The organism is Haloarcula montana (genome assembly GCF_035666295.1).
In the GTDB taxonomy this organism is placed as follows: domain Archaea; phylum Halobacteriota; class Halobacteria; order Halobacteriales; family Haloarculaceae; genus Haloarcula; species Haloarcula montana.
On sequence record NZ_CP142027.1, the window covers coordinates 17,659 to 38,442 of the forward strand.

19 protein-coding genes are annotated in these 20,784 nt (G+C 66.2%); 8 read left to right on the forward strand and 11 right to left on the reverse strand.

The features are described from left to right. Nucleotides 1–18 precede the first annotated feature (18 nt). Nucleotides 19–1,245 carry a lactate racemase domain-containing protein gene (locus tag VJ109_RS00095; protein ID WP_324758091.1) on the forward strand — a complete coding sequence of 409 codons (1,227 nt, stop codon included), beginning with the start codon at nt 19–21 and terminating at the stop codon, nt 1,243–1,245. Here the strand turns inward: VJ109_RS00095 and VJ109_RS00100 are convergent. After that, nucleotides 1,231–2,853, reverse strand: coding sequence for a PH domain-containing protein (locus tag VJ109_RS00100; protein WP_324758093.1), 1,623 nt, complete (start codon nt 2,851–2,853; stop codon nt 1,231–1,233). The genes VJ109_RS00095 and VJ109_RS00100 overlap by 15 nt on opposite strands. Further along, nucleotides 2,850–3,311: a PH domain-containing protein gene (locus VJ109_RS00105; RefSeq protein WP_324758095.1), complete on the reverse strand. Its 462-nt coding sequence runs from the start codon at nt 3,309–3,311 to the stop codon at nt 2,850–2,852. Before VJ109_RS00105 ends, VJ109_RS00100 begins: the two co-directional genes overlap by 4 nt. Before the next feature lie 149 nt (nt 3,312–3,460). Between VJ109_RS00105 and VJ109_RS00110 the strand changes: the two genes are divergently transcribed. Further along, entirely contained in the window at nt 3,461–4,522 is a 1,062-nt protein-coding gene (locus VJ109_RS00110) for a hypothetical protein (RefSeq protein ID WP_324758097.1), read from the forward strand. A 39-nt stretch (nt 4,523–4,561) separates the two neighbouring features. Here VJ109_RS00110 and VJ109_RS00115 read toward each other — a convergent pair whose 3' ends face one another. Continuing rightward, nucleotides 4,562–7,312 (reverse strand): ATP-dependent helicase, encoded by a 2,751-nt coding sequence (locus VJ109_RS00115; protein ID WP_324758098.1) that lies wholly within the window; start codon nt 7,310–7,312, stop codon nt 4,562–4,564. A gap of 213 nt (nt 7,313–7,525) precedes the next feature. Between VJ109_RS00115 and VJ109_RS00120 the strand changes: the two genes are divergently transcribed. Together VJ109_RS00120 and VJ109_RS00125 are read left to right on the forward strand one after the other, a co-directional pair. Beyond that, nucleotides 7,526–8,395 carry an ArsR/SmtB family transcription factor gene (locus tag VJ109_RS00120; RefSeq protein WP_324758101.1) on the forward strand — a complete coding sequence of 290 codons (870 nt, stop codon included), beginning with the start codon at nt 7,526–7,528 and terminating at the stop codon, nt 8,393–8,395. 294 nt (nt 8,396–8,689) lie between these two features. Next, complete coding sequence (locus VJ109_RS00125) at nt 8,690–9,451, forward strand: MBL fold metallo-hydrolase (RefSeq protein WP_324758102.1); 762 nt, start codon at nt 8,690–8,692, stop codon at nt 9,449–9,451. On the opposite strand, the gene VJ109_RS00130 is transcribed toward VJ109_RS00125, so the two are convergent. The 5 genes from VJ109_RS00130 to rqcH form a co-directional block, all read right to left on the reverse strand. Then, complete coding sequence (locus VJ109_RS00130; protein WP_324758103.1) at nt 9,448–10,605, reverse strand: sensor histidine kinase; 1,158 nt, start codon at nt 10,603–10,605, stop codon at nt 9,448–9,450. The genes VJ109_RS00125 and VJ109_RS00130 overlap by 4 nt on opposite strands. Before the next feature lie 102 nt (nt 10,606–10,707). Next, on the reverse strand, nt 10,708–11,775 hold the full coding sequence (locus VJ109_RS00135) for an mRNA surveillance protein pelota (protein ID WP_324758106.1): 1,068 nt from the start codon (nt 11,773–11,775) through the stop codon (nt 10,708–10,710). A gap of 50 nt (nt 11,776–11,825) precedes the next feature. After that, on the reverse strand, nt 11,826–12,566 hold the full coding sequence (locus VJ109_RS00140) for a DUF4013 domain-containing protein (protein WP_324758108.1): 741 nt from the start codon (nt 12,564–12,566) through the stop codon (nt 11,826–11,828). A gap of 123 nt (nt 12,567–12,689) precedes the next feature. Next, complete coding sequence (locus VJ109_RS00145) at nt 12,690–13,391, reverse strand: DUF4013 domain-containing protein (RefSeq protein WP_324758109.1); 702 nt, start codon at nt 13,389–13,391, stop codon at nt 12,690–12,692. A 164-nt stretch (nt 13,392–13,555) separates the two neighbouring features. Continuing rightward, entirely contained in the window at nt 13,556–15,667 is a 2,112-nt protein-coding gene (gene rqcH, locus VJ109_RS00150) for a ribosome rescue protein RqcH (protein WP_324758111.1), read from the reverse strand. Between the two features lie 230 nt (nt 15,668–15,897). Between rqcH and VJ109_RS00155 the strand changes: the two genes are divergently transcribed. The 3 genes from VJ109_RS00155 to VJ109_RS00165 are packed head-to-tail and all read left to right on the forward strand — an operon-like array spanning nt 15,898 to nt 16,691. After that, nucleotides 15,898–16,125 carry a hypothetical protein gene (locus VJ109_RS00155; RefSeq protein WP_324758113.1) on the forward strand — a complete coding sequence of 76 codons (228 nt, stop codon included), beginning with the start codon at nt 15,898–15,900 and terminating at the stop codon, nt 16,123–16,125. 57 nt (nt 16,126–16,182) lie between these two features. Beyond that, the gene (locus VJ109_RS00160; protein ID WP_324758114.1) at nt 16,183–16,422 is read left to right on the forward strand and encodes a hypothetical protein; all 240 of its coding nucleotides are present in this window, start codon (nt 16,183–16,185) and stop codon (nt 16,420–16,422) included. Next, nucleotides 16,419–16,691 (forward strand): hypothetical protein, encoded by a 273-nt coding sequence (locus tag VJ109_RS00165; RefSeq protein ID WP_324758116.1) that lies wholly within the window; start codon nt 16,419–16,421, stop codon nt 16,689–16,691. The genes VJ109_RS00160 and VJ109_RS00165 overlap by 4 nt, the downstream gene beginning before the upstream one ends. A gap of 5 nt (nt 16,692–16,696) precedes the next feature. Here VJ109_RS00165 and VJ109_RS00170 read toward each other — a convergent pair whose 3' ends face one another. Next, the gene (locus VJ109_RS00170) at nt 16,697–17,731 is read right to left on the reverse strand and encodes an NAD(P)/FAD-dependent oxidoreductase (RefSeq protein WP_324758118.1); all 1,035 of its coding nucleotides are present in this window, start codon (nt 17,729–17,731) and stop codon (nt 16,697–16,699) included. Between the two features lie 43 nt (nt 17,732–17,774). Continuing rightward, entirely contained in the window at nt 17,775–18,485 is a 711-nt protein-coding gene (locus VJ109_RS00175) for an MBL fold metallo-hydrolase (protein ID WP_324758120.1), read from the reverse strand. 114 nt (nt 18,486–18,599) lie between these two features. Here VJ109_RS00175 and VJ109_RS00180 point away from each other — a divergent pair, with 114 nt between their 5' ends. Further along, entirely contained in the window at nt 18,600–18,986 is a 387-nt protein-coding gene (locus tag VJ109_RS00180) for a DUF7994 family protein (RefSeq protein WP_324758122.1), read from the forward strand. Here the strand turns inward: VJ109_RS00180 and VJ109_RS00185 are convergent. Continuing rightward, complete coding sequence (locus tag VJ109_RS00185; RefSeq protein ID WP_324758124.1) at nt 18,983–20,647, reverse strand: tRNA uridine(34) 5-carboxymethylaminomethyl modification radical SAM/GNAT enzyme Elp3; 1,665 nt, start codon at nt 20,645–20,647, stop codon at nt 18,983–18,985. The two genes, VJ109_RS00180 and VJ109_RS00185, sit on opposite strands and share 4 nt — an antisense overlap. Between the last annotated feature and the right edge of the window lie 137 nt (nt 20,648–20,784).

Genomic DNA, 20,784 nt, shown 5'->3' on the forward strand with positions numbered 1-20,784 from the left:
GTCGGCGTAGCACCGCCAGTGACAGTAACGCTCCCCCTCGGTGACAGGACGATCGACGTGTCACTGCCGGACTGTGACGTGACGGTCTGTGAGCCGCCGGGCGGCGAACCGGTCGACCCGGCGGCCGCCGCCGAGCAGGCGCTCTCGAACCCCCGGGGCCGGTCGCTGGCCCGAGTCGTCGACCCGGACGACGCGGTCGCCGTCGTCGTCACCGACGTGACCCGAGCGACGCCCGACGACGTGTTACTCGACGCCCTGCTCTCCCGCTTGCGGTCCCTCGGGGTCGCCCGCGAGCAGGTGATGGTCGTCGTCGGCCTGGGCCTCCACAGACCGATGACCGACGGGGAACTGGCCGATTCCCTGGGCGAGCACGCCGATCTGGCGACGAACCACGACCCCGACGCGACGGTGACGGTCGGCCGGGTCGACGGGGTCGACGTCGAGATCCACGAGACGGTAGCGGCGGCCGACAGCGTCCTGACGACCGGAATGGTCGAGCCCCACCAGTACGCCGGCTTCTCCGGCGGTGCCAAGACCGCCGTGATCGGCGCCGGCGGCGAGTCACAGATCGGCTACACGCACGGCCCCGAGCTCCTGGCCAAGGACGGCGTCCGACTGGGCCGGGTCGAGGACAACCCGTTCCGGTCGTTTCTGGACCGCGCCGGCGACCGTGTGGGGGTCGACTTCTGTCTGAACGTCACCCACGGCCCGTCGGGCATCCTGGACGCGGCCGCAGGCGAGCCGCGTGCAGTCGTCCAATCGCTGGCGGCCAGTGCCCGCGAGGCACTGTCGGTCCCGATCGAGGGAACCTACGACGCGGTCGTCGCCGGCGTCGGCGCCCCGAAAGACGCCAACCTCTACCAGGCGACCCGGGCGGCGACCTACGTCGCGCTGGGTGACTACGACCCGCTGGCTCCCGACGGACGCATCGTCGTTCCGGCCCGCCTGCCGGAGGGGGCCGGCGACGGGACCGGAGAACAGCGGTTCTACGAGTGGCTCTCCTCGGCCGAGAGTGCCGAAAGCCTGTACGCAGAGATGGCCGGCGGTTACGAACCCGGTGCACAGCGGGCCTTCGTCGTCGCCCGCGTCCTCCGGGCGTACGACCTCTACGTGACCGACAGCGAGCACCCGACGGTCGTCGAGGACTGTCTGATGCACGCGGCCGAACACGTCGAGGACGCGATCGAGCCCGGCAGCGACGTGCTCGTCGTCCCGGACGCGCTCGATACGCTACTGGTCGGTTGACTCGTCGTCAGGGACGGCATCGTCGGGCGGTTCCGGTCCGATCCGGGTACCCTGGTCCCCCTCGGTACCGACGCGCCGACGCCGCCGTCGTTCTAGAAGGTCGTCGTACAACCGGCTCCTGAGCGTCTCGCGCAGTTCCGTCGCCGTCCCCTCGTCGAGGTCGTAGGCACGGGCGTCCCCGCCCAGGACGCTGGCCGTGCTGGCCGTGTCCGCGCTCACCGTCGCCAGGTGCCGCCAGCGCTGGAACGGCGAGCGGCCGACGAGGACGGTCTGAATCCGGTAGTACGGTACCACGCGGGTCGTCCGCCGCCAGAACCCGCTCCGTGTCGCGACGGCGTCCTCGTCGAGCGCGAAGCCGCGGTGGCGCCACCGGAGGTGTGCCGCGGGGACCGCGAGGGCGAGCAGACCCAGCAGTGGCCACCAGGTGCCCGACTGGAGGAGGAACCGGTCGGCGGCGTACGCGACGGCCGTGAGTACCCCGGCCGCCATGGCGAACCGGACCGCGTATCGGCGGCGGGCACGGGGCGGCGGGCGTTCGAACGTCAGGTCGCCGAACGGCTCGATGTCCCGCGCGAGGTCGTAGACGGTGTCACGCGGCGCCATCGGCACCGCGACACCCTGGGTCGACCCCTGTGATCCGGCGGCGTAACCGGCCGTCTCGACGACCAGCGTCGCGTAGCCGAACCGCCGCATCAGGACGTTCTCGCGGATTGTGACCGTCTGGACTTTCGCCAGCGGGATAGCCCCGCTGTAACGCCGGACCAGTCCCCGTTCGTACCGGAGGTCGTCGCCGTCCCGGACGAGTCTGAAGCCGTGGTACTCCAGGATCGTCAGGACGGCGCTGACGAACACCGCGACCACGAGGAACTGGAGGAGCGTCAGTCCCGCGAGTGCGACCAGTCGGGGGACCGCCGTCTCCCGGAGGATCGGCAGTCCGACGCTGTCGCCGGCCCCGACGAACCTGACGTTGAACCGCAACACCTCGAAGACGAGGTCCTGCCCGAGCGGGAGCCCGACGAGCGTCAGCACGGGCGCCGAGGGGCGGACGGAGACGGCGGCGTAGGTCAACAGCTCCCTGGGACCGAACGCGAACAGTTCCGTCCCCGTCGGTTCCCGCTCCCGAGTCGGTTCCCGCTCGGTCGACTCCGCGTCGGGACGGTCCGGTTCGGCCTCCCGGTCGTGTCGCTGGACAAGCCGGCGGAGCCGGTCGGCCTCGGTCGTCTCGACCGACTCCAGCGTCGCCTCCGTGGCGCTCCCGCCGGCCGTCTCGAACTCGACGACTGCGAGGCCGAGCACCCGGTTGAGCACGCCCTGTCGCACGTCGACGTTCTGTATCCGCCCGAGGGGAATCTCCCGGGACTGACGGGCGAACACGCCCGATTCCACGGCGAGCGTACCGCCGGTGATCTCGTAGCGAAAGCGGAGGTAGCGAGCGCCCGCGTACGCACCGAACAGCGCCGCGCCACCCATGGCCAGTCCAGGGACCGAGAGAAGCGGGAGCGACCCCGTCCCGGCCAGAGCGCTCCCGGCGAAAAAGCCCAGGAACGCGCCCTGGAACATCGCCTGAGCGACGCTGATGACGCCGCTCGTGGGGTGGAGTCGCCTCATACTGCGTCGGTCGCCTCGCTCTCGATTGCTAGGTCCCGAAGCTGTTCACGCAGTTCGGTCGCTCGGTCCGGACGGAGGCCGGGAATAGTGATGTCGGCGCCGCGGGAGCCGGCGGTGTAGACGACGACGCTCGCCAGTCCGACGCTGCGCTCGACCGGTCCGCGGGTGGTGTCGACGTGTTGGACCCGGACGTACGGAACGGTGGTGTCGGTCCGGGTCAGGACCCCACGGACCAGGAACAGCGCGTCGTCCTGGAGGTCGAACCGCCAGATCCGGTGAGCCAGGACGGCGTGGACGATACCCAGCGCCACGAGCACGACCACGCCGCCGACGAGGACTGCCCGTGGCAGCGAGACGGCGAACCGGTCGATCAGGTACGCGACGACCCCGAGTATCGACAGTCGGAGGACCGTCGACAGGACCCACAGCAGTCTCACCCGCGGGTGCAACGACTCCATGTTCGACCCGAGGGGCCGACCCCGGATTAACGGTTTGGCTGTGTGACGAAATTGGGTCGGTTCTGGCCCGGCCACGGACCCGAGTATGGACTGACTCGACCGGGAGTTCGAAAAATCCCCTTGTACGCAGGTCCCCCCGAATGGCGTGTATGCCACGAACCCGACGGACGTTCCTGACGACGATCGCCGCCGCAGGTGTCACGCTCCCGGTCGCGGGCTGTACCGGAAGCGGTGGGGACACGAGCAGTGGGGAGATGACAGAGGGCGATTCGATGGACGGAGGCGGCGACTCGATGGAAGACGGCGGCGACTCCATGACCGAGGGCGAAGACTCGATGGAGTCCACCGAATCGATGGATGACGGAATGAGCCCGACCGACCCCGACGACGCACCGCGGGCAACCGTCGACCGGTTCAGCGACAGCGCGGGGACGCTCCACCGCCGGAGCCAGAACGGCGACCTCCCCGGCCCCGACGAGGCCATCGACTTCGATTCGCTGTTTCTCACCCGGGGCTACGGCCCCGGGGGCGATGTCATCGAGTACTACGACTTCGACGTACAGCCGACCCAGTCGGCTCCGATCTACGCGCTGTTCTACGAGAACGGTGATCCCGTCGAAGACCAGTTGAACGTCGTGGACGTGCTCCCCGGCGACGAGGGGTACAACGACTTCTGGCGGGTCCACATGGTGACCGTCCCCGACGACTACGAAGCGAACACGGTGACCAGCGTCCAGGGCATCCGGGACGCCGGCTTCGAGATCACGCCGACGGACACTATCAAGAACTGCCCGATCGTCCCCGAGGGATCGACCGCGTCGATGCGCCACAGCGCCGACGGGAGCCCCGCGTCGCTCGTCGAGGGCTGGTACGACGGCGAGGTGGTCTCGTACTTCCTGTTCGAGGAGGCCCCGCTGTCGACGACCGACGGGAGCGTGCCGCAGTCCCCGATCTACGTCAGCTTCGAGACGAACCCCGGCGAGGACGGCGGCGGCCCGGCCTCCGGCTTCATGACCGAGGCCGACAGCGACCAGACGCACAACGTCACGGCGACGGTCCCCGACGACGACAGCTACTCCCCGCTGTGGTCGGTCAACGTCTACGACAACGCCGATTTCGGGGCCGTCTCGGACCTCGACAGCGCCGGCTCGGCGGAGATCCTGGCGGCCGGCACGGCGACGGTCAACTGTCCGATCGTCGCCGAGCAGTAGCCGGACGGGCGACGTGCCGAGTGGGTGTCTCACGCCCGCTCAGCCGTCGGTCGCGACGGCACCCTCCCCGTCGATCTCGTCGAGGACGCGCCGGTGGAACTCCTGGAGGACCGCCGACTCGTCCTCGGCGAGGACCACGTCGCTGGCCATCAGCGTCGCCAGACCGAACGCCCGCGGCGTCGGTGAGTCGACCCGCGTGGCGACCACGTCGATCACTCCCCTGTCGATATCCGTCAGGACCGTCTCGATCCCGCTGACGTTGAGTTTGTCCTCCAGAATCTCGCGGTAGGTCTCCTCGACGACGGCGAACTCGCCCAACTCCTGGGCGAAAGAAAGCAACATCTCCGCGGAGACCTGCTGTTCGCTGGCGGACTTCTCGTAGCCCTTGTACCGCTTGAGGATCATCAGCGAGCGGGTGGCGTTGATCCGGAAGTACCGCTGGAGGAGGTCGGTCCCGTCGAGGCTGGCCCGTAAGTCCGCACGGACCGCCGTCGGATCTAACTCGCGGATCAGTCCCTCGATGTCGACTTTCCTGTTCAGCGGCATCGAGAGCGTGAAGCCGTTGTCGGCGACCGCCACTTGGACGTTGGCGTTTGCAGTCTGTGCGACGTGATAGGCCAGCAGGCGGGAGAAGCCGTCGTTGAACCGCCGGCCGTAGTTCGAGTGGACGTAGTACCGGCGCTCGTACTCGCCTTTGTCCAGTTCCTCCTCGACGACCAGCCGTTCGTCCGTCGAGACGCTCTCGCTGCCGGCGTAGGCGACCTGCTCGCGGAACATCCGAGCGACGGCGCGGACGCTGTGCTCGTCTAAGGGGTACTCACGGAGCCAGTTACGGACCTCGGGCATCCCGCCCCGTTCGAGCCGTTCCAGGAGGTCCCGCTGGAAGGTCAGTATCTCCCGGCCGAGGTCGTAGGACAGTGGGAGCCGCTCGGAGAACCACGACGGAACGGTCGGCCGGGCGGCGGTTGGATCGACGTAGACCTTCGAGCCGCGGCGGTAGCGGTACTCGTAGTTGTCTCCGCCCAGCACGAACACGTCTCCTTTCTCTAACGTGTCCAGATACTCCTCGTCGAGTTGGCCGACCCAGCGATCCCCGGACCGAGTGAACACGTCACACGTGAACGAGTCCGGGATCGTGCCGATGTTCGTCATGTAGATGACCCGCGCCATTCGGCCCCGCTTGCCGATCAGGGGCTCGCCCACGTCGTACTCGTCGTAGTGGTACTCCCCGTCGGGCGGGTCGTTGGTGTCCCGCCAGACCTTCGCGTAGACGTTCTTGTCCTCCATCCCGTCGTAGTCCGCCGTGAGGTACCGCAGCAGTTGCTCCCACTGCTCGTCGGTGTAGCCCCGGTAGGGATAGGCCCGCTGGAGGATCGACCGGACCTCCCGTTCGGGCCGGACCCCGTTGATCGCCATGCCGTAGACGTGTTGGGTCGCCACGTCCTGGGCGTTCTCGGGGATGAACACGCGGTCGACGAACCCCTCGTGGGCCTTCTTGAGCATCACGGCACACTCGATCAGTTCGTCACGGTCGAGTGCGACGACCCGCCCCTCGACAGTCTCGCCGAGTTGGTGGCCGGCGCGGCCGATCCGCTGGAGCAGGGCGGCGACGGATTTGGGCGAACCGACCTGGACGACCAGGTCGAGATGTGGCATGTCGATGCCCAACTCCAGACTCGTCGAGGTGGTCACCACGTCCAGATCGCCGGCTTTCAACGCACCCTCGATCTCCTGGCGTTTCTCCTTCGAGAGCGAACCGTGATGACAGCCGGAGTTGCCCTCGTCGTAGGCGTCGAACCGTTCGCGGAGCCGCTTGAGGACCCGTTCGGCGCCCGAGCGGGTGTTCGTGAACACGAGCGTGTTGGTGTGATCCTGTATCAGTTCGTGGAGTTCGCCGTAGAACCGCTCGGTGACGACCTCCTGTGGCGTGTTGATGAGGTCGTCGGTCGGACAGGAGAGTTCGACGTCGAACTCCCTGGCGAAGCGGGTGTCGACGATCTCGTAGTCCCGGGAGTCGTACGCGCCGGTGTCCGGGTCGTACTCGCCGCCGACGAGGAACTGGGCGACCGTATCGAGCGGTTCGACGGTCGCCGAGCAGCCGATCCGGGTCGGTGAGTTCTCGGCCATCGCCTCCAGCCGTTCGAGCGAGACGGAGAGGTGAGTCCCCCGCTTGTTCTCGGCGAGACTGTGGATCTCGTCGACGATGACGTACTCGACGGTCCGGAGTTTCTCTTTGAACTTCGGAGAGTTGAGCAGGATCGCGAGCGTCTCCGGGGTCGTGTTGAGGATGTGGGGCGTCGTCTCCAACATCGCCTGGCGTTCGCTGTCGCTGGTGTCCCCGTGTCTGATCGCGTGACGCAGCTCCACGTCCTCGCCGCGCTCGTCGAGTTTCCCGGAGATGCCCGACAGCGGCACCGCGAGGTTCCGGTGGATGTCGTTGGCCAGCGACTTCAGCGGCGAGACGTATAGACAGTAGACGGAGTTGTCCAGCTCGTCGGCGCGGGCCTTCCCGAACAGTTCGTTGATGATCCCGGTAAACGACGCCAGGGTCTTCCCCGATCCCGTGGGCGCACAGATCAGGGCGTTCTCCCCGCGGTGGATCAGTGGGATCGCCTCCTTCTGTGGCGGCGTGAAGAAACCGCCGTTTCCGGGGACGAACTCACCGAACTGCTCGACCCACCACTCCTGGACGACCGGATCGAGCAAGTCGAGCACGTCGGCGTCGTCGATGTCGACCGTCCCGGCGTCGAACGACGGATCGAGTGCTGCCAGCCGCTCGCGTCCTCCCATTACCCGACGGTAGGACTGGGGCATCAAGTGGGTTCCGGCGCGGTCGGGTCGCCGCCGCTATCGACCCGCACATCGGTCAAACTGCAACCGTCCCACCGGTCGAAACCCCGTGCCGGCGAACGCTCCAGCGGGGTTTCACCGTTCGGTCCGACGGTGAAACCGAGATTGGAGTTATCACGAGATTCATTACGCTGGAACGTGGTACACCGGAATATGTCGCTGTTGCCCTCCAGAGGCCCCGACGCCAGTACGTCCCAAGAGGGGGAGCTGGAGATCGTCGGTGTCGACGAAGACGTCTCCGCCGTCCTCGACGCGCTCTCTTCGGATACGGCACGCGAGATCCTCAATACGGTCTACGAGGACCCGGGCACGCCGTCGGAGTTGGCCGACCGGCTCGGGATGTCGATCCAGAAGGTCTCCTACCACCTGGAGAAACTCGAAGAGGAAGAACTGATAACCGTCGCCGGGACCCGCTACTCGGAGAAGGGCCAGGAGATGAAGGTGTACGAACCGCCGGACGACCCGCTCGTCCTGTTTGTCGGCACGCGCGAGCGGAAACGCTCGCTGCGCTCGCTCGTCAAGCGTCTCGTCCCCGTCGTCGGACTGCTCACCGCCACTAGTTTCGTCATCGAGTTGCTACTGGGTAACTTCCCGCTCCCGTTCGGGCTGTCCAGCAGCGGTGGTGAGGACGCCGGGCCACAGTCCGGCGGTGACGCCGGCAGCCAGTCGGGTGGTGACGGTGGCGGCGTCGACCTCACAAGTCAGGGCACCGACTCGTCGGACGCCGGTGGAAACGTCACGATCCAGGAGGAACCGACACCTGCCGCGACTGCGGAACCACAGACGACCGCTGGCGACGGCGGGGGTGGGATCAGTATCGCCGAGGCGACGGAGACGGCGACGCCCGAGGCGACTGGAACCCCCGCCGAGTACCAACTCGACGCCGCGACCGAAGTCGCCCGGACGGCCGCCTCGGACGGCGGAACGGCGCTGTCGCTCTCGCCGGGACTGGCCTTCTTTCTTGGGGGACTGCTCGTCCTGGCTATCGTCACCGCGGCGTGGGCCTACGGCGAGCGGGTCTGACGCTAAAACACCGTTTTGAGCATAGACCGGGGTTATAACCGTTGCACCTGTAGGCACACTTGCACCGTCGACGGGCGATCCGGTCCCGGGCCTGCCCTGTCCCGCCGGTCCCCGACGACGGCTAGCCGCCACCCCCCTCCGCTGACGCGGCCCTGAATTGGCCTCCGACGCCGCCCGCCCCGCCCTCCACACACCTCCATCCCCCCTAACCCCCCTGACCCATATTTTCGGTCCGCTGTCCTCGCTGGCGCTCCCGAAGTAACTGCTTAGGGGCTGGGGCGTCCTGTTTCGGCTATGCAACTGACGTTTCTCGGTACGGGGAGCGCGATGCCGACAGGGACACGCGCACAGTCCGGTTATCTGTTACAGGACGGCGACGACACGCTGCTCGTCGACTGCGGGAGCGGTGTCCTGAACGCGCTGGCCCGTACAGATACCGGTTACGAGGGCGTCGACACGGTGTTGTTGACCCATCATCACCTGGACCACGTGAGCGATCTGGCCGTCCTGATGAAGGCCCGCTGGCTCGCCGGGGAGACTACCCTGACGGTCGTCGGTCCTCCCGGGACGAGCGCGCTCGTCGAGGAGACGCTCGCGGTCCACGACTACATGCAGGACCGTCTCGATCTGACGCTCCGGGATCGGACAACGGGTGCGTTCGACCTCGCGGGCTTTTCGATCGAGTCGAGGGAGGGCCAGCACTCGATGCAGTGTTTCGCCTACCGGCTCCAGCCCGAGGCCGGCGGCCCGAGCGTCGTCCTGAGTGGCGACACCGAGGCCGACCCGGACCTGATCGAATTCGCCGACGGCGCGGCCGTCCTCGTCCACGACTGCTCGTTTCCCGACGATGTCGACGTCTCTAACCATCCGACGCCGACGACGCTCGGGCGGGCATTGGCAGCCGCTGATGCGGACATCGGTCGTGTCTACCTGACTCACCTCTATCCCCACACCGAGGGGCGACACGAGGAGATGCTGTCGTCCCTGGCAGATCACTACGAGGGACAGGTAGCGTTTCCGGAGGACGGTTTGACAGTCCGCGTCGACGACGCTTAGACGCGCTGGAGGGTGACGCGAAACTCCGCGCCGCCGTGTTCGCTCTCGGCGACGGTGACGCTGCCGCCGTAGGACTCGGTGAGCGCCCGGACGAATCCGAGCCCGAACCCGCTCCCGCTGCTCTTCGGCCCTTTCGCACCCATCTCGAAGAGGTCTTCCCGGACTTCCGGATCGATACCGCGCCCGTCGTCGGCCACGCGGACGACGATCTCGTCCGGCGTCGGCGTCGCGGCAGCTAGCTCGACGAACACGTCGCCGTCGTTGTGGACGGCCGCGTTCGATATCAGGTTCGTGAACACGGAGTCGAGCAGTTCGCCGCCGTAGACACGATATTCGAACTCCGCGGGATCGAAGTCGATAGAGAGGTTACCGTGGGTATCCTCTGCCTGGGAGACGGTCTCGGCGAGGATCGCGTCGAGGTCGCGAGGCTCCGGCTCGTCCTGTTGTTCCAGCGTCGAGACGAGGTCGCCGACCCGCTCGATGAGGTCCACGGAGTTGCGGGCGGCCCGCTGGATCTTGCCGGCGTACTCGGCGGTCTGGCCGTCGACCTGTGCCTCGACTGCGTCGGCAAAGCCCGTGATGATCTGGAGGTCGTTGCCCAGGTCGTGGCGGAGCAGTCGGTCGTACAGTTCGATCATCTCCTTGCGCGTCTCTAAATCCTGGCGGGCGCGTTCGAGGCGCTCGCGCGAGCGGATGTTGCTGATCGCCGTCGCGGCGTGGGAAGCCAGGATCTCCAAGGGGCGGCTGTGCTCGTCGCCGAAGGCGTTCTTCGAGGTCGACCGTGCGACCAACACCGCAGTGACCTCGTCGGCCATCTGGGCCGGGACCGCAAGCGTCGCAGTCACGTCCGAATCGTCAGCCACTCCGGCTGGAGGACCGGTCCTGACGATCGTCTCCCCGGTTTCGAGGGCACGCTGGGCAGTCTCACTCGGATGGTCTCCCGGCACGAGATTGGGATTCGTGCTGTGGACGACCCGGAGTTCGCCGTCACGGGCCTCCACGAACGTCGAGTAGGAGAGGTCGAAGAGCAGCGACATCGCCTCGAGCGTCAGCGAAACGACTTCTTCGACGGTCTCACAGCGGTTGAGTGCCTGACCGTATTTGTTCAGATCGGCTACCTGCCGTGCGAAATCTGGTTGCTCCTCGAATGACATCCTACTGGCTCCAGCAGTTGGGGTATTATCAGAACGAAGACAGCCGTACAAAAAACCGTTTCGGGCGAATCTCCGAATCGATAACTGGGACGGTCACTACCGTTAGTCGAGCCGATACCGGAGCAACGCGGCGATTCCGCCGAGGTTCGACAGCTGCTGGCCTGGTGCGAACTCCGCGGAGAACACCGTCACCGATCCGCCCTTCTGTTCGGTGGTCTCGATGAGGTGGTCGACATCCACGTCCCACTCGCCCTCGCCGGCCCGTTCGGCTCTGAGTCGTTCGTCGAGCACCAGGAGCGTCTCGATGGCGCCGTAGTCGGCCGCCTTCGCGACCTCCTCGGGGCCGTAGGCGACTTCGCTTCCCTGCCCGATCCGTTCCATCAGTTCGTCGATGAGGTCCGCTTCCTCGGCGATGCGGGTCTGTTGCTGGACGTCCTCGACGGCACCGCGTTTGAGTACCTCGTGAACCCCGCGGTCACCGACACTCGCCGTGTCGACGACGGTGATCTGTTCGGCGACCTCGGGGATCTCCTCGGCGAAGTAGTCCAGCGCGTCCTGTTTGGTAAAGCCCGGGCCAGCGAGGATGTACGCGTCGACGTCCTGGCGTTTCAACACGTCGGCCAGTTCCGCGAACAGTTCGGTCCGCGGGCGGGCGTAGTCGCCTTTCCCCGTCGTCGAGGTGATCGAAGCCCGTTCCTCGGTGCCGTATTGGGCGACGGTATGGACGTGGGCCTCTCCCTCCTCGACGGTCGCGATCGCCACGTCGGGGTTGTCCGTCGACTCGACGGCCTCCTCTAGACGGTCGTTCTGGTCGGGCTTCCAGTGCTTCTCGATCTCCAGTTCGGTGTGTTCCTCGACGTTGAGCGTGTGGTGAAAGCCCAGTTGATCCTCGCGCGAGCAGTCGACGATCTCGCCGCCGACCCGGAGTCGGTTCGCGAACTTCGCGAACTCGACATCGGTGACCTCGATCTTCAACCACATGGGTTCGCGCTCGCCGCCTTTGTCACGGAGGGTGTCGTCGTTGCGCTGGATGCGCCGCGTCGTATCCCCGGAGACGTGGTCGCCGGGCTCGACGATATACGAGAGATGCCAGAGGTCGTCGAGCGTCTCGGGGACCACCTCGACGCGCTCGCGACCTTCGCCGGTGGCCTCCCGGCTCTTGATCTGCATGGGTGAGTCTCCGCCGTAGGGACACAAGTGCCCTGCTATTCACACTCCGGCTAGCTGGCGACCGCGTCGTCACGATCGTCGCCTCGCAGTGCAGTGTCACGAACACCGGTCCCGATGGCGTACGCGCTCGCGACGTTTCCGTAGAACGTGACGAGAGGGATCAGCAGCGCACCGATCACCGTCGCCGTGACGACACCGGCGACTAACTGCGCGACGACGCCGATGAGGACCGCGATCAGGAGCGCGACGGCGTAGCTCCCGTCGCCCCCGACGGCCCACAGCGTCGACGGTGAGAACGCTGCCCCGGCGCGGCCGGTGACCGCATACGCCGCGATGGCGGCCGGGAGCAGATACACTGCGCCAACAATCAGGCCCAGTACCACGAGGACGACCAGGAGAGTGAGTACCGCTCCCCCGGTGGACGGGTCCGTCGGACCGGCTACCGAGGTTGGCCCTTCGACGACGGAAACCGGAACGACGAACGACACGACCGCGAGCGCGACCACCGTGGCCGGGACGAGCAAGTACGCGAGCCCGATCGCGAACGCGACGAACCCCTCGACGAGCAGGTCCCACCAGTCCTCGAACACGGGCGGGAGGTCGTCCGCTCCGGCGCTGACGAGACGGATGACCCGCACGAGGTATCCGCAAACGAACAACAACGGGACGAGCAGGACCCCGAGAAGTGTCAGCACTCCCCCGATAAGTATCGTTTCGACGTGGTTCTCTCCCTGCCACGGATAGCGGAGTGCGTCTTCGAGCATGATGAGTGGCACCGAGCCGGGGACCATCGGACCCGAGCGGGATCAATCAGACCACGGCCTCGTGGTGACACTTCGCAGATTGGTTGGACGAGTGATAAATGTACGCTGTCGATCTCCAGCCGGTCTCGCGTCGGTGTCTCCGTCGATGACTCAGGCCATCGGCTGGCCGGCGGGGGTCTCGGGCGACTCCGCGACGGCGGGCATCTCGCGGACCGCGCTGGCGACGGCGTGAGCACCCGCGACGTTCGCGTAGAAGGTCACGAAGGGGGCTAACACGGCGCCGATGACGACGGCGTTGAGCAGGCCGATGACGACACCGCTGAGCAGACTGATCCCGAAGGCGACGGCCCAGCCAGTGGCGTAGGTCCGGCTGAAGGCCAGCCGGCGGATCTCGGGGACCGAGAACGCCGCGCTCATGCTGTCGGTCCGAACGTAGGCCACGATGGCCGCAGGGAGGACGTAGGCGATCGCGAGCGAGACGGCGGCGATGGCCAGGGCCGCGACCAGCGCGATCAGGGAGGCCACGAGGCCACTGCCCGCGCCCCCGTTTCCGAGTCCGAGGGACATGACGCCGCCCAGCACCGCGACGACGGCGATCAACGCCGGGACGAGCGAGTAGACGAACCCGATGACCGAGGCCTTCAGGCCGTCAACCGCGAGGGCACCCCAGTCCTCAAAGACCGGCGGTTCCTCGTCGCCGTCCATGACAGACCGAAGGACGTTCAGGAGGTAGCCGACTGCAACGAACAGGGGGACCAGCAGGAAGCTGAACAACAGCAACACGCCGCCGATGACCGTCGTCTTCAGTACGTCGTCGCTCTCACGCGGATAGGTTAGTGCTTCTGTGAACATTTTTGGCTCCGTGTATGACGTCCGCCCCGCTGCCGGACCACATGGCTCGTCGTGCGTCGACGGAATCTACAGTATATACTACGACCAACAAGTATATCAATCTGCGTGAGACGTGCTGTTCGGTAGCATACCAACACCGATCGGCCCGAACCGAACGCCCGCGCTCACTCGTCGACCATCCGGCTCCCGCCCGGTGGCAGGAACTCCTGAATCCGGTCCGGGCTGGCGACCTTTCGGACGAACGTCTCGTCGGTGAAGCGGGACTTGAACTCACGGTAGAGTCGCTTGGCGATGTCGTTTTGGGCGTACTGGCCCGGTTCGACGGTGATGCTACTCGCGGCCTGGGGTGCGATCGCCGCCGGCGGTCCGCCGATCACCTGTGTCTCGTCCTCGCAGGTGATACCGACGGCGACGCCGACCTCGGTGTCCTCGAAGTAGGTCCGATCCCCACGGATCGCGAACCCACCCTTCTCCAAGTATTCGCCGCTCTCGGGCGTCTTCGACACCTGATCGGGGTCGACCATGTAGACATCGCCGGCGTATTTGCCGTCCTTCCAGACCGACGAGTAGGAGACCGCGAACTGCGCGGCCTGCTCCAGTGACGACTCCGGGAACTCGACCTCCTTCGCCGGCTCGCTTGGCCCGGTCGCCTTCAGGACCGTCACCGGCCCGCCGTGGGCCTGTGCGTGGAAGAATTTGTCACCGCGTTCGAGGTACTTCTTCACCAGTTCCTCGTTGTCGTCGGCGTCCCGGCCGCCGATGACGAGGTAGCCGTCCGAGGTGTGGAACCACCGGAACTGTTCGTACCACTGTTCGGTGTTCCGGATCGGGATCGACGGCTCGGCGAGCCAGTCGGTCGGTTCGTCGTCGTCCTCGTCCTCGACTGTCTCGTCGGTATCGTCGGCCTCCCAGGCGTCGCGGCGGTCCTCGACTTCGGCCAGGTCCTCGCGCGTGTCCTCGATCGCCGCGAGCGCGCCCTCCTTCTTCTCCTCGATGCGTTTGGCCTCGGTGTACAGTCGGTCGGCGTTCTTCTCGACGCCCATCGACGTGTCGACGGTGACGCGGGTCCCGTCGATCTCCAACGTGACCGTCCCCTCACTGCCGTCGACGCCCACGACGGATTCGGCGGCCTCGATCCCCCTGTCCGCACCCTCTGCGAACGTGGACTCGATCTCGTCCCAGGGCACGTCCTCGTCGCGGGCGGCCTGGACCGTCGAGATGACCTCGTCGATCAGATCGTACCGAGCGTAGAGCAGTTCGGCCTTCTCCCGTTCGGCTTCGGCGTCGGCCTCGAAGTCCTCGATGGCCTCCTGTTGCTGTCTGATGATGTGTTCGTACTTGTTGATCTCGGTCTCGAAGTCCGGTCGTTGCGTCTCGCCGCCCTCGACTTCGTCCTCTCGCTGGACGTTGAAGAAGTAGTCGTCCAGCGCCGCGTTGAACTCCGCGAAGGACTCGCTGTACAGCTCCTCGTACTCCTCTAGCGGGATCGGAGTGGCGTCAACCGGCTGTCGGTCCTCGCCCTCACCCTCGTAGTAGACCCGGGGGTCGAGGTCGCCTTCCCGAAGACGAGTCGCCAGGTCGTCGACGATGTCGTAGAGCCGCCGGAACTGGTCCTCGGTGAGTTCCTCCACCTGGACGTTGTAGTCGATCCCGGCCCGCGTACACAGTTCCTCGCCGTAGAGACCACCGAAGTTGAGCTGGGTCGCCAGCGTCCGCACGAGGTCCGCGTCCGAGGACTCGATGCGTGCGACGAATCGGTCGTAGTCGACTGTCAGGGGGTTGAACCGCGCCGAGGGGAACTCGTAGGGTGCCCCCGGTGCGACGGTCCGGGACTTCAGGCGGACCGTCTCCAGGCAGTCGACGACGTCGCCGTGTTCGTCCAGCACCACGACGTTACCGTCGCCGAACAGCTCCGCGATGACGGTCGTCGAGCCGTCCTCCCGGTCGAACTCCAGTTCGAGGATACGGTCGAACTCGAACTGCTCGATGCGGACGAGGTCGGCTCCCGAGAGTCGGTTCCGGAGCATCATCGCGAAGTCCGGCGGTCGTCCGGGGGCGTCCGGGACGTGTTCGGCCGCGGCGACATGGGCTCGCATCACGTCCCCGAACTCGATGATAAACTCGACCCGTCCGCGGTCGAAATCACGCAGCTTCAGTCTGACCAGGTCGTCGTCGGTATAGAGATAAGCCTTGTCGAGTTTCGCGCCGGCGTAATCGGCGAGCTCGCCCGACAGCGCCGCGAGGTCGACGCTGGTCATCTCCCGTTTCGTGTCCATGTCGGTGGCTGTCGGCGCCCGCGGAAATGCCTATCGGGACGTTCGGACTGTGACGGCGGGGTATCCCCGTCTCCGGTCGGCCAGACACTGATGTCCCCCGTGACGACCCGCCTCTGTTTCCGTAGACGGGGACGGCCAAGAGCTGACGGGGGCAACGCGTCGAGGAGGAGCACAAGGCCGAAACCTATCGCTACGCCAAGGTGTATATGACTGCGGTCCTACGGATACATGTGAACAATCCAACCGATGAAGCATCCGCACAACAGCGTGGGGCCGAACTGGGCGTGGCCGGAATCGCGTCACTCGCCTCGGTCGCCCTAGCCCTGTATTACTACTACGTCCGGGGAGACAAGCAGCGCGGCCAGTTCGTCGGTCTCTGGCCGGCGACGATCCTCGGACTGGCCATCTACCGCCGACTGGGCGAACTCCGAGCGGTGCTTCAGGAGTCCCGGGAGTAGCCGGATGGTCCACACGAGCGGGCAACACCGACAGACGTGGGCTCCCCGGGTGGACGCATGAACGCGACGTTCCCCACCGATCTCGGCGACGTTGACCTCGATACCAGGATCCAGTACGGACTGATGGCCCTCTTCGGGGCGCTGTGTCTCGTCGCGGCGGTCGCACCCCTGGCGACGCTCGTCAAGGCCGTCACCGTCGCGGCCCTGTTCGGGCTCACCGCCGGTATCTGGATCTCGCATCTGGTCCAAACGATCCAGAAAGCCGCCGACGCGACGACCGAGCGGGCGGAGAGATGACCGCCGATACGGTCGACGAGGAACCACAGTCTTCGCCCTTCCTCGCCGGACTCGTGTTCCTCACCGGGGAGGACCCCAGCGCGGGGTCGTTCCTGCTCGTGGTCGGACTGGTCACCTGCCTGTTCATCGCCGCGTTCCAGTTCCTGCTGCAGGCACCCGTGTCGGACCTGCTCACCGCTCTCGTGGTGGTCGTCGCCGTGATCAGCTTCCTCATGGGTGCCATCCTGGACATCCTGGGCTACTTCGAGCGGCCAGCGAACGAGGCGTGAACGCCTCAATAAGAGTTTCCGATGTGAGCGCCCGTGTCGAGCCCGCTTCGGACGGCAGTATGGAGCCGTGCCTCGTCGGCGACCCAGTCGCCAGCGAAATAGAGGTCGTGGCCGTCGGCGATCGAGAGCGCCCCGGTATCGACCTGCTCCTCGGGCTGGGAGTAGCGCCAGTGCTGGTAGTCCGTCCAGTCAGGGTCCGTCAGCCGCTCGTCGTCGAGTAAGTGAGCGGTCCGCTCGGCGATCTCCGAGAGCATCCGCTCGGGTCGTTCGTCGTAGTTCGCGACCGACCACGGTTCGTTCATCTGGACCAGGAGGAGCGACTCGCCGTCCGGGACGTGGCCGGGCTTGCACTCCTCGCGTGCGATCCAGCCGATGTCGTGGTCCTTGTCGGTGTTGACCGCGCCGTACCACGGGCGGTCTAACTCGAAGGGATAGTGCAAGACGCCGGCCACGACCGTCCGGTAGGGGACCGACGCGATCGCCCGTCTGAGCGCGCGCCGGTCGTCGTGTTCCCAGGTAGCCTGTCCCAGGAGATCGGCCGTCTGTGGCGCCGGCGGCGTGAGCAAGACGGCGTCGAACTCCCCGAGTGCCGTCCCCTCGGCGTCGACGAGCGCCCAGCCGTCGTCGAGTCGGCGCAGCGTCTCGACGCGAACGCCGTTGTGGACGGTCGCCTCTGTCGCCCCGAACAGCCGTTTCGCCAGTTGCGTGATCCCCGACTCGTAGGTCCACTTGTGGTCGTCGGCGTCTCGGCCTTCATCGATACCGCCGGTCCGCTCGAAGGCGTAGATCGGCTCCTCGACGTCGATCAGCCCCTCCGTCGGGAGCCGTTCGGTGACCAGTTCGGTGACGCGGTCGTCGTCGGCCTTCAGGTAGTTAGCGCCGTACTCGTAGGTGCAGTCCTCCTTCCGGCGGGTGGCCGCTCGGCCACAGACGCCGCGGCTCTTCTCGAAGACGGTGACCTCGACCGGCGTGTCACGGAGTGCGTAGGTGGCCGCTGCGCCGGCCGCCCCGGCACCGACCACAGCCAGCGTCGTCGCCATATTCGAACCGAAGGACGGCGCGAGTAAATAACCACGGCACGGATCAGAGCGACGCCGCCAACCGTTTGAGTGCGCCGCTGCCGTCAGCGGTGATCGGGTCGCCGTGGCCCATCGCCGCGATGTCGAACGCCGGGAGTGTGGCGGCCAACGCCACGACGCTGTCCCGTAACTCGTCCATATCGTAGGAGTCCCCCCAGAACGGTGTCGTCAACCCGCCGTCCTCGCCCCAGACGAGATCGCCGAGGAAGGCCGTCGACGCAGCTTCATGGTAGTAGACGACGTGTCCGGGGTTGTGTCCCGGCGTGTGATAGACGCGGAACCCGCCGACGGTGTCCCCATCGGCGAGCGGTTCGACAGCCAGATCGGGAAGCGGGAACAGCCGACGGCTCACACGGTGGAACAGTCCCTTGTGGTGAAAGAAGGGCGGATCGGTTCGGCCCTCAAGCAGCGCCAGATCGTCGCTTCCGACACCGACTGGGCCGTCGAACTCGGGGACGAGACGGTTGAGCCCGCCCACGTGGTCGAGGTCGTAGTGAGTCACCAGCACGCGGTCGAGATCGCCCGGCCGAAACCCGAGCCCGCCGAGTTCGTCGACGATGGTCGGCTCGTTCCACCACAGCCCCGTGTCGATGAGCGTGATCGCGTCGTCCGACCCGCCGAGTTTGCGGCCGTCGACGAGGTAGGCGTTCGACGCCAACGGCGGCACGAGCCCGAGTTCCAGTAGCCAGACGCCGTCCCGGAGTCGACGAACCATAGGGGTGGTAGGGTAACGACGGACAAAACGCCGTGGGTTCTGCTGTGCGACGGCAGACGTGGCGGGTTCTCCGCCGAGCCGAACGTCCTTGCCACTGCGGACCGAACCACCGATATGAGCCGGTCGAACGTCCTGGCTGGATTCCTCTGTTTCGCCGGGGTGGCGACGCTAGCCGTAGTGTTCGGCCCCGAGGCGATCAGTTCGACTCCCGGCCGAACGGCGTTCACTGGAGTGATTGCGCTCGCCGGCCTCCTGTTCTCGCTGGCGGCGACCCGGCGACGGGGTACGCTCGCCGGACAGCCGATCGATCTCCACGACTGCAGCGCACTGGGTGACGTTGCTATCGGACTCGCAATACTGACCGGTCTGGCGGCCGCTCCCGGGGGCGTTATCGGTGTTTTATATGCCGCGCTCGTCGTCGCCGGAAGCCTCAGTGCTGTGGCGTTCGGCGTCGTCGGCCTCGCAGAGAAGTACGGACGGCTGTCGGCAACGGAGGATTAGCCCAGACGCTTCGAGACGTACGGGCCGTCCTGTTGGTAGTCCAGCTTGTTCCGGTAGTACTCGCGGACGCCGATCCCCGAGATGACGGCGAGCTTCGAGTAGCCGGCGTCACGGGCCAGTTCCTCGGCTCTCCGGAGGAGCCGCCGGCCGTACCCTTTGTGCTGGTGGTCCCCGTCGTCGCCCTCCTGGCCGACGCCGACGGCGTTGCCGTAGACGTGGAGTTCACGGACGAGTGCGGCGTCTTCCAGTTCCCGGCGGGCGGGGTCGTTCGGGAACCGGAGCCGGCAGAACCCGACCAGGACGTCCCGATCGAAGTCCTCGAAGGAGATGAACTGTTCCGTCCCGCCGCACGCTTCGTAGGTCATCACGTCTAGTTCGACGTTCTCGGCGGTTTCCTCCTTGTGACCGGCCTCCCGACAGCGGATACAGTCGCAGCTCCAGTCGTGGTCCTCCATTTCCTTCCAGGCCAGTTGCCGGAGGTTGGACTTCCAGACGCCGCCCTCGATAAAGTCGGCCGGGATGTCACGCTGGACACGCTGGAGGCGCGTGTACCGGGGGATCATGTCCTTGATTTCGGCGACCAGTTCGGCGGCCTCCTGGTTGTCCAGCGGGTCGAAGTCGTTCTGCTTCCACCAGTCGTAGGTCACGGTCCCGGGGACGACCAGCGTCGGGTAGATTTTGAGGTAGTCCGGGCGCCACTGGGACTCCTCGAAGATCCGGCGGAAGTCCTCTAAGCACATCTCCTTGGACATCCCTGGTTGGCCGGGCATCATGTGAAAGCCGACCTTGAACGCCGAGTCCCGTAGCCGCCGGTTGGCGTCGATCGACGCCTGGACCCCGTGACCGCGGTGCATCTCCCGGTTGATCCGCTCGAACGTCGTCTGGACGCCGACTTCGACTTTCGTCCCGCCGAGCCGGAGCATCCGATCGATCTGTTCGGGGTCACACCAGTCGGGTTTCGTCTCGAAGGTGGTCGCGACGTTCCGAACGTCGGCGGTTTCGTTCTCCGCGATGACGTCCTCCAGATACGAGAACTCGTACGCTCCGGGGTCCTGTGCGAAGCTCTCGCCCTCTTTCGGGTTCGGGTCCGCCTCCGGATCGAAGTCGTTCATCGCCTCTAAGGCCCGCTTGACGAACCACTCCTGGTAATCGTGACTGCGGGCGGTCATCGTCCCGCCCATGATGATGAGTTCGGCTTTGTCGACGGGGTGGCCGATCTCCCGGAGTTGGTTCAGGCGCAGCGTCACCTGGCCGTACGGGTCGTAGTCGTTTTGCTCGCCGCGAGCGGCGGCCGGTTCGTGGCCGGTGTAGGACTGTGCCGAGGAGAACTCCGAGTCCGGCCCGCCGGGACAGTAGAGACACTTCCCGTGTGGACACCGGTGTGGGGAAGTCATGATCGCGATGGGCGAAACCCCGGAAGCGGTCCGGACTGGCTTCCGCTGGAGGACCTCCTCTAGCACTTCGCGGTGTTCCTGTGGTGCGTAATCGAGGAGTTCCGAGTTCTGCGGGACCTTCGGCGCCGAGTACTCGCGACAGACATCGATCTTCGCGGACTCGACGTCGTCGCGTTCGACCTCGCCGGCGAGGATGCGGTCGACCAGCTCCGCACACACCTGCTGGAAAGCTTCCGTCTCGCGGGGGTCGTCGCTCTCGGTACTCACAGTGTCAGTTCTCGTCGCCTCGATCGAATAAGCGTGTCGCTATCCCACCTCTACAGCGGATCGACCAGAATATCGGAGGTGTTTCGGTACGATCAGGATGTCGTACTATCTCAAGAGAGGAGCGGTCATGCGGTGGC

What these genes read in the sequence shown, in the direction of transcription:
- VJ109_RS00100 (WP_324758093.1), bottom strand. Translation starts at nt 2,853, where the DNA reads ATGAGGCGACTCCACCCCACGAGCGGCGTCATCAGCGTCGCTCAGGCG.
- VJ109_RS00105 (WP_324758095.1), bottom strand. Translation starts at nt 3,311, where the DNA reads ATGGAGTCGTTGCACCCGCGGGTGAGACTGCTGTGGGTCCTGTCGACG.
- VJ109_RS00110 (WP_324758097.1), top strand. Translation starts at nt 3,461, where the DNA reads ATGCCACGAACCCGACGGACGTTCCTGACGACGATCGCCGCCGCAGGT.
- VJ109_RS00115 (WP_324758098.1), bottom strand. Translation starts at nt 7,312, where the DNA reads ATGGGAGGACGCGAGCGGCTGGCAGCACTCGATCCGTCGTTCGACGCC.
- VJ109_RS00120 (WP_324758101.1), top strand. Translation starts at nt 7,526, where the DNA reads ATGTCGCTGTTGCCCTCCAGAGGCCCCGACGCCAGTACGTCCCAAGAG.
- VJ109_RS00125 (WP_324758102.1), top strand. Translation starts at nt 8,690, where the DNA reads ATGCAACTGACGTTTCTCGGTACGGGGAGCGCGATGCCGACAGGGACA.
- VJ109_RS00130 (WP_324758103.1), bottom strand. Translation starts at nt 10,605, where the DNA reads ATGTCATTCGAGGAGCAACCAGATTTCGCACGGCAGGTAGCCGATCTG.
- VJ109_RS00135 (WP_324758106.1), bottom strand. Translation starts at nt 11,775, where the DNA reads ATGCAGATCAAGAGCCGGGAGGCCACCGGCGAAGGTCGCGAGCGCGTC.
- VJ109_RS00140 (WP_324758108.1), bottom strand. Translation starts at nt 12,566, where the DNA reads ATGGTCCCCGGCTCGGTGCCACTCATCATGCTCGAAGACGCACTCCGC.
- VJ109_RS00145 (WP_324758109.1), bottom strand. Translation starts at nt 13,391, where the DNA reads ATGTTCACAGAAGCACTAACCTATCCGCGTGAGAGCGACGACGTACTG.
- rqcH (WP_324758111.1), bottom strand. Translation starts at nt 15,667, where the DNA reads ATGGACACGAAACGGGAGATGACCAGCGTCGACCTCGCGGCGCTGTCG.
- VJ109_RS00160 (WP_324758114.1), top strand. Translation starts at nt 16,183, where the DNA reads ATGAACGCGACGTTCCCCACCGATCTCGGCGACGTTGACCTCGATACC.
- VJ109_RS00165 (WP_324758116.1), top strand. Translation starts at nt 16,419, where the DNA reads ATGACCGCCGATACGGTCGACGAGGAACCACAGTCTTCGCCCTTCCTC.
- VJ109_RS00170 (WP_324758118.1), bottom strand. Translation starts at nt 17,731, where the DNA reads ATGGCGACGACGCTGGCTGTGGTCGGTGCCGGGGCGGCCGGCGCAGCG.
- VJ109_RS00175 (WP_324758120.1), bottom strand. Translation starts at nt 18,485, where the DNA reads ATGGTTCGTCGACTCCGGGACGGCGTCTGGCTACTGGAACTCGGGCTC.
- VJ109_RS00180 (WP_324758122.1), top strand. Translation starts at nt 18,600, where the DNA reads ATGAGCCGGTCGAACGTCCTGGCTGGATTCCTCTGTTTCGCCGGGGTG.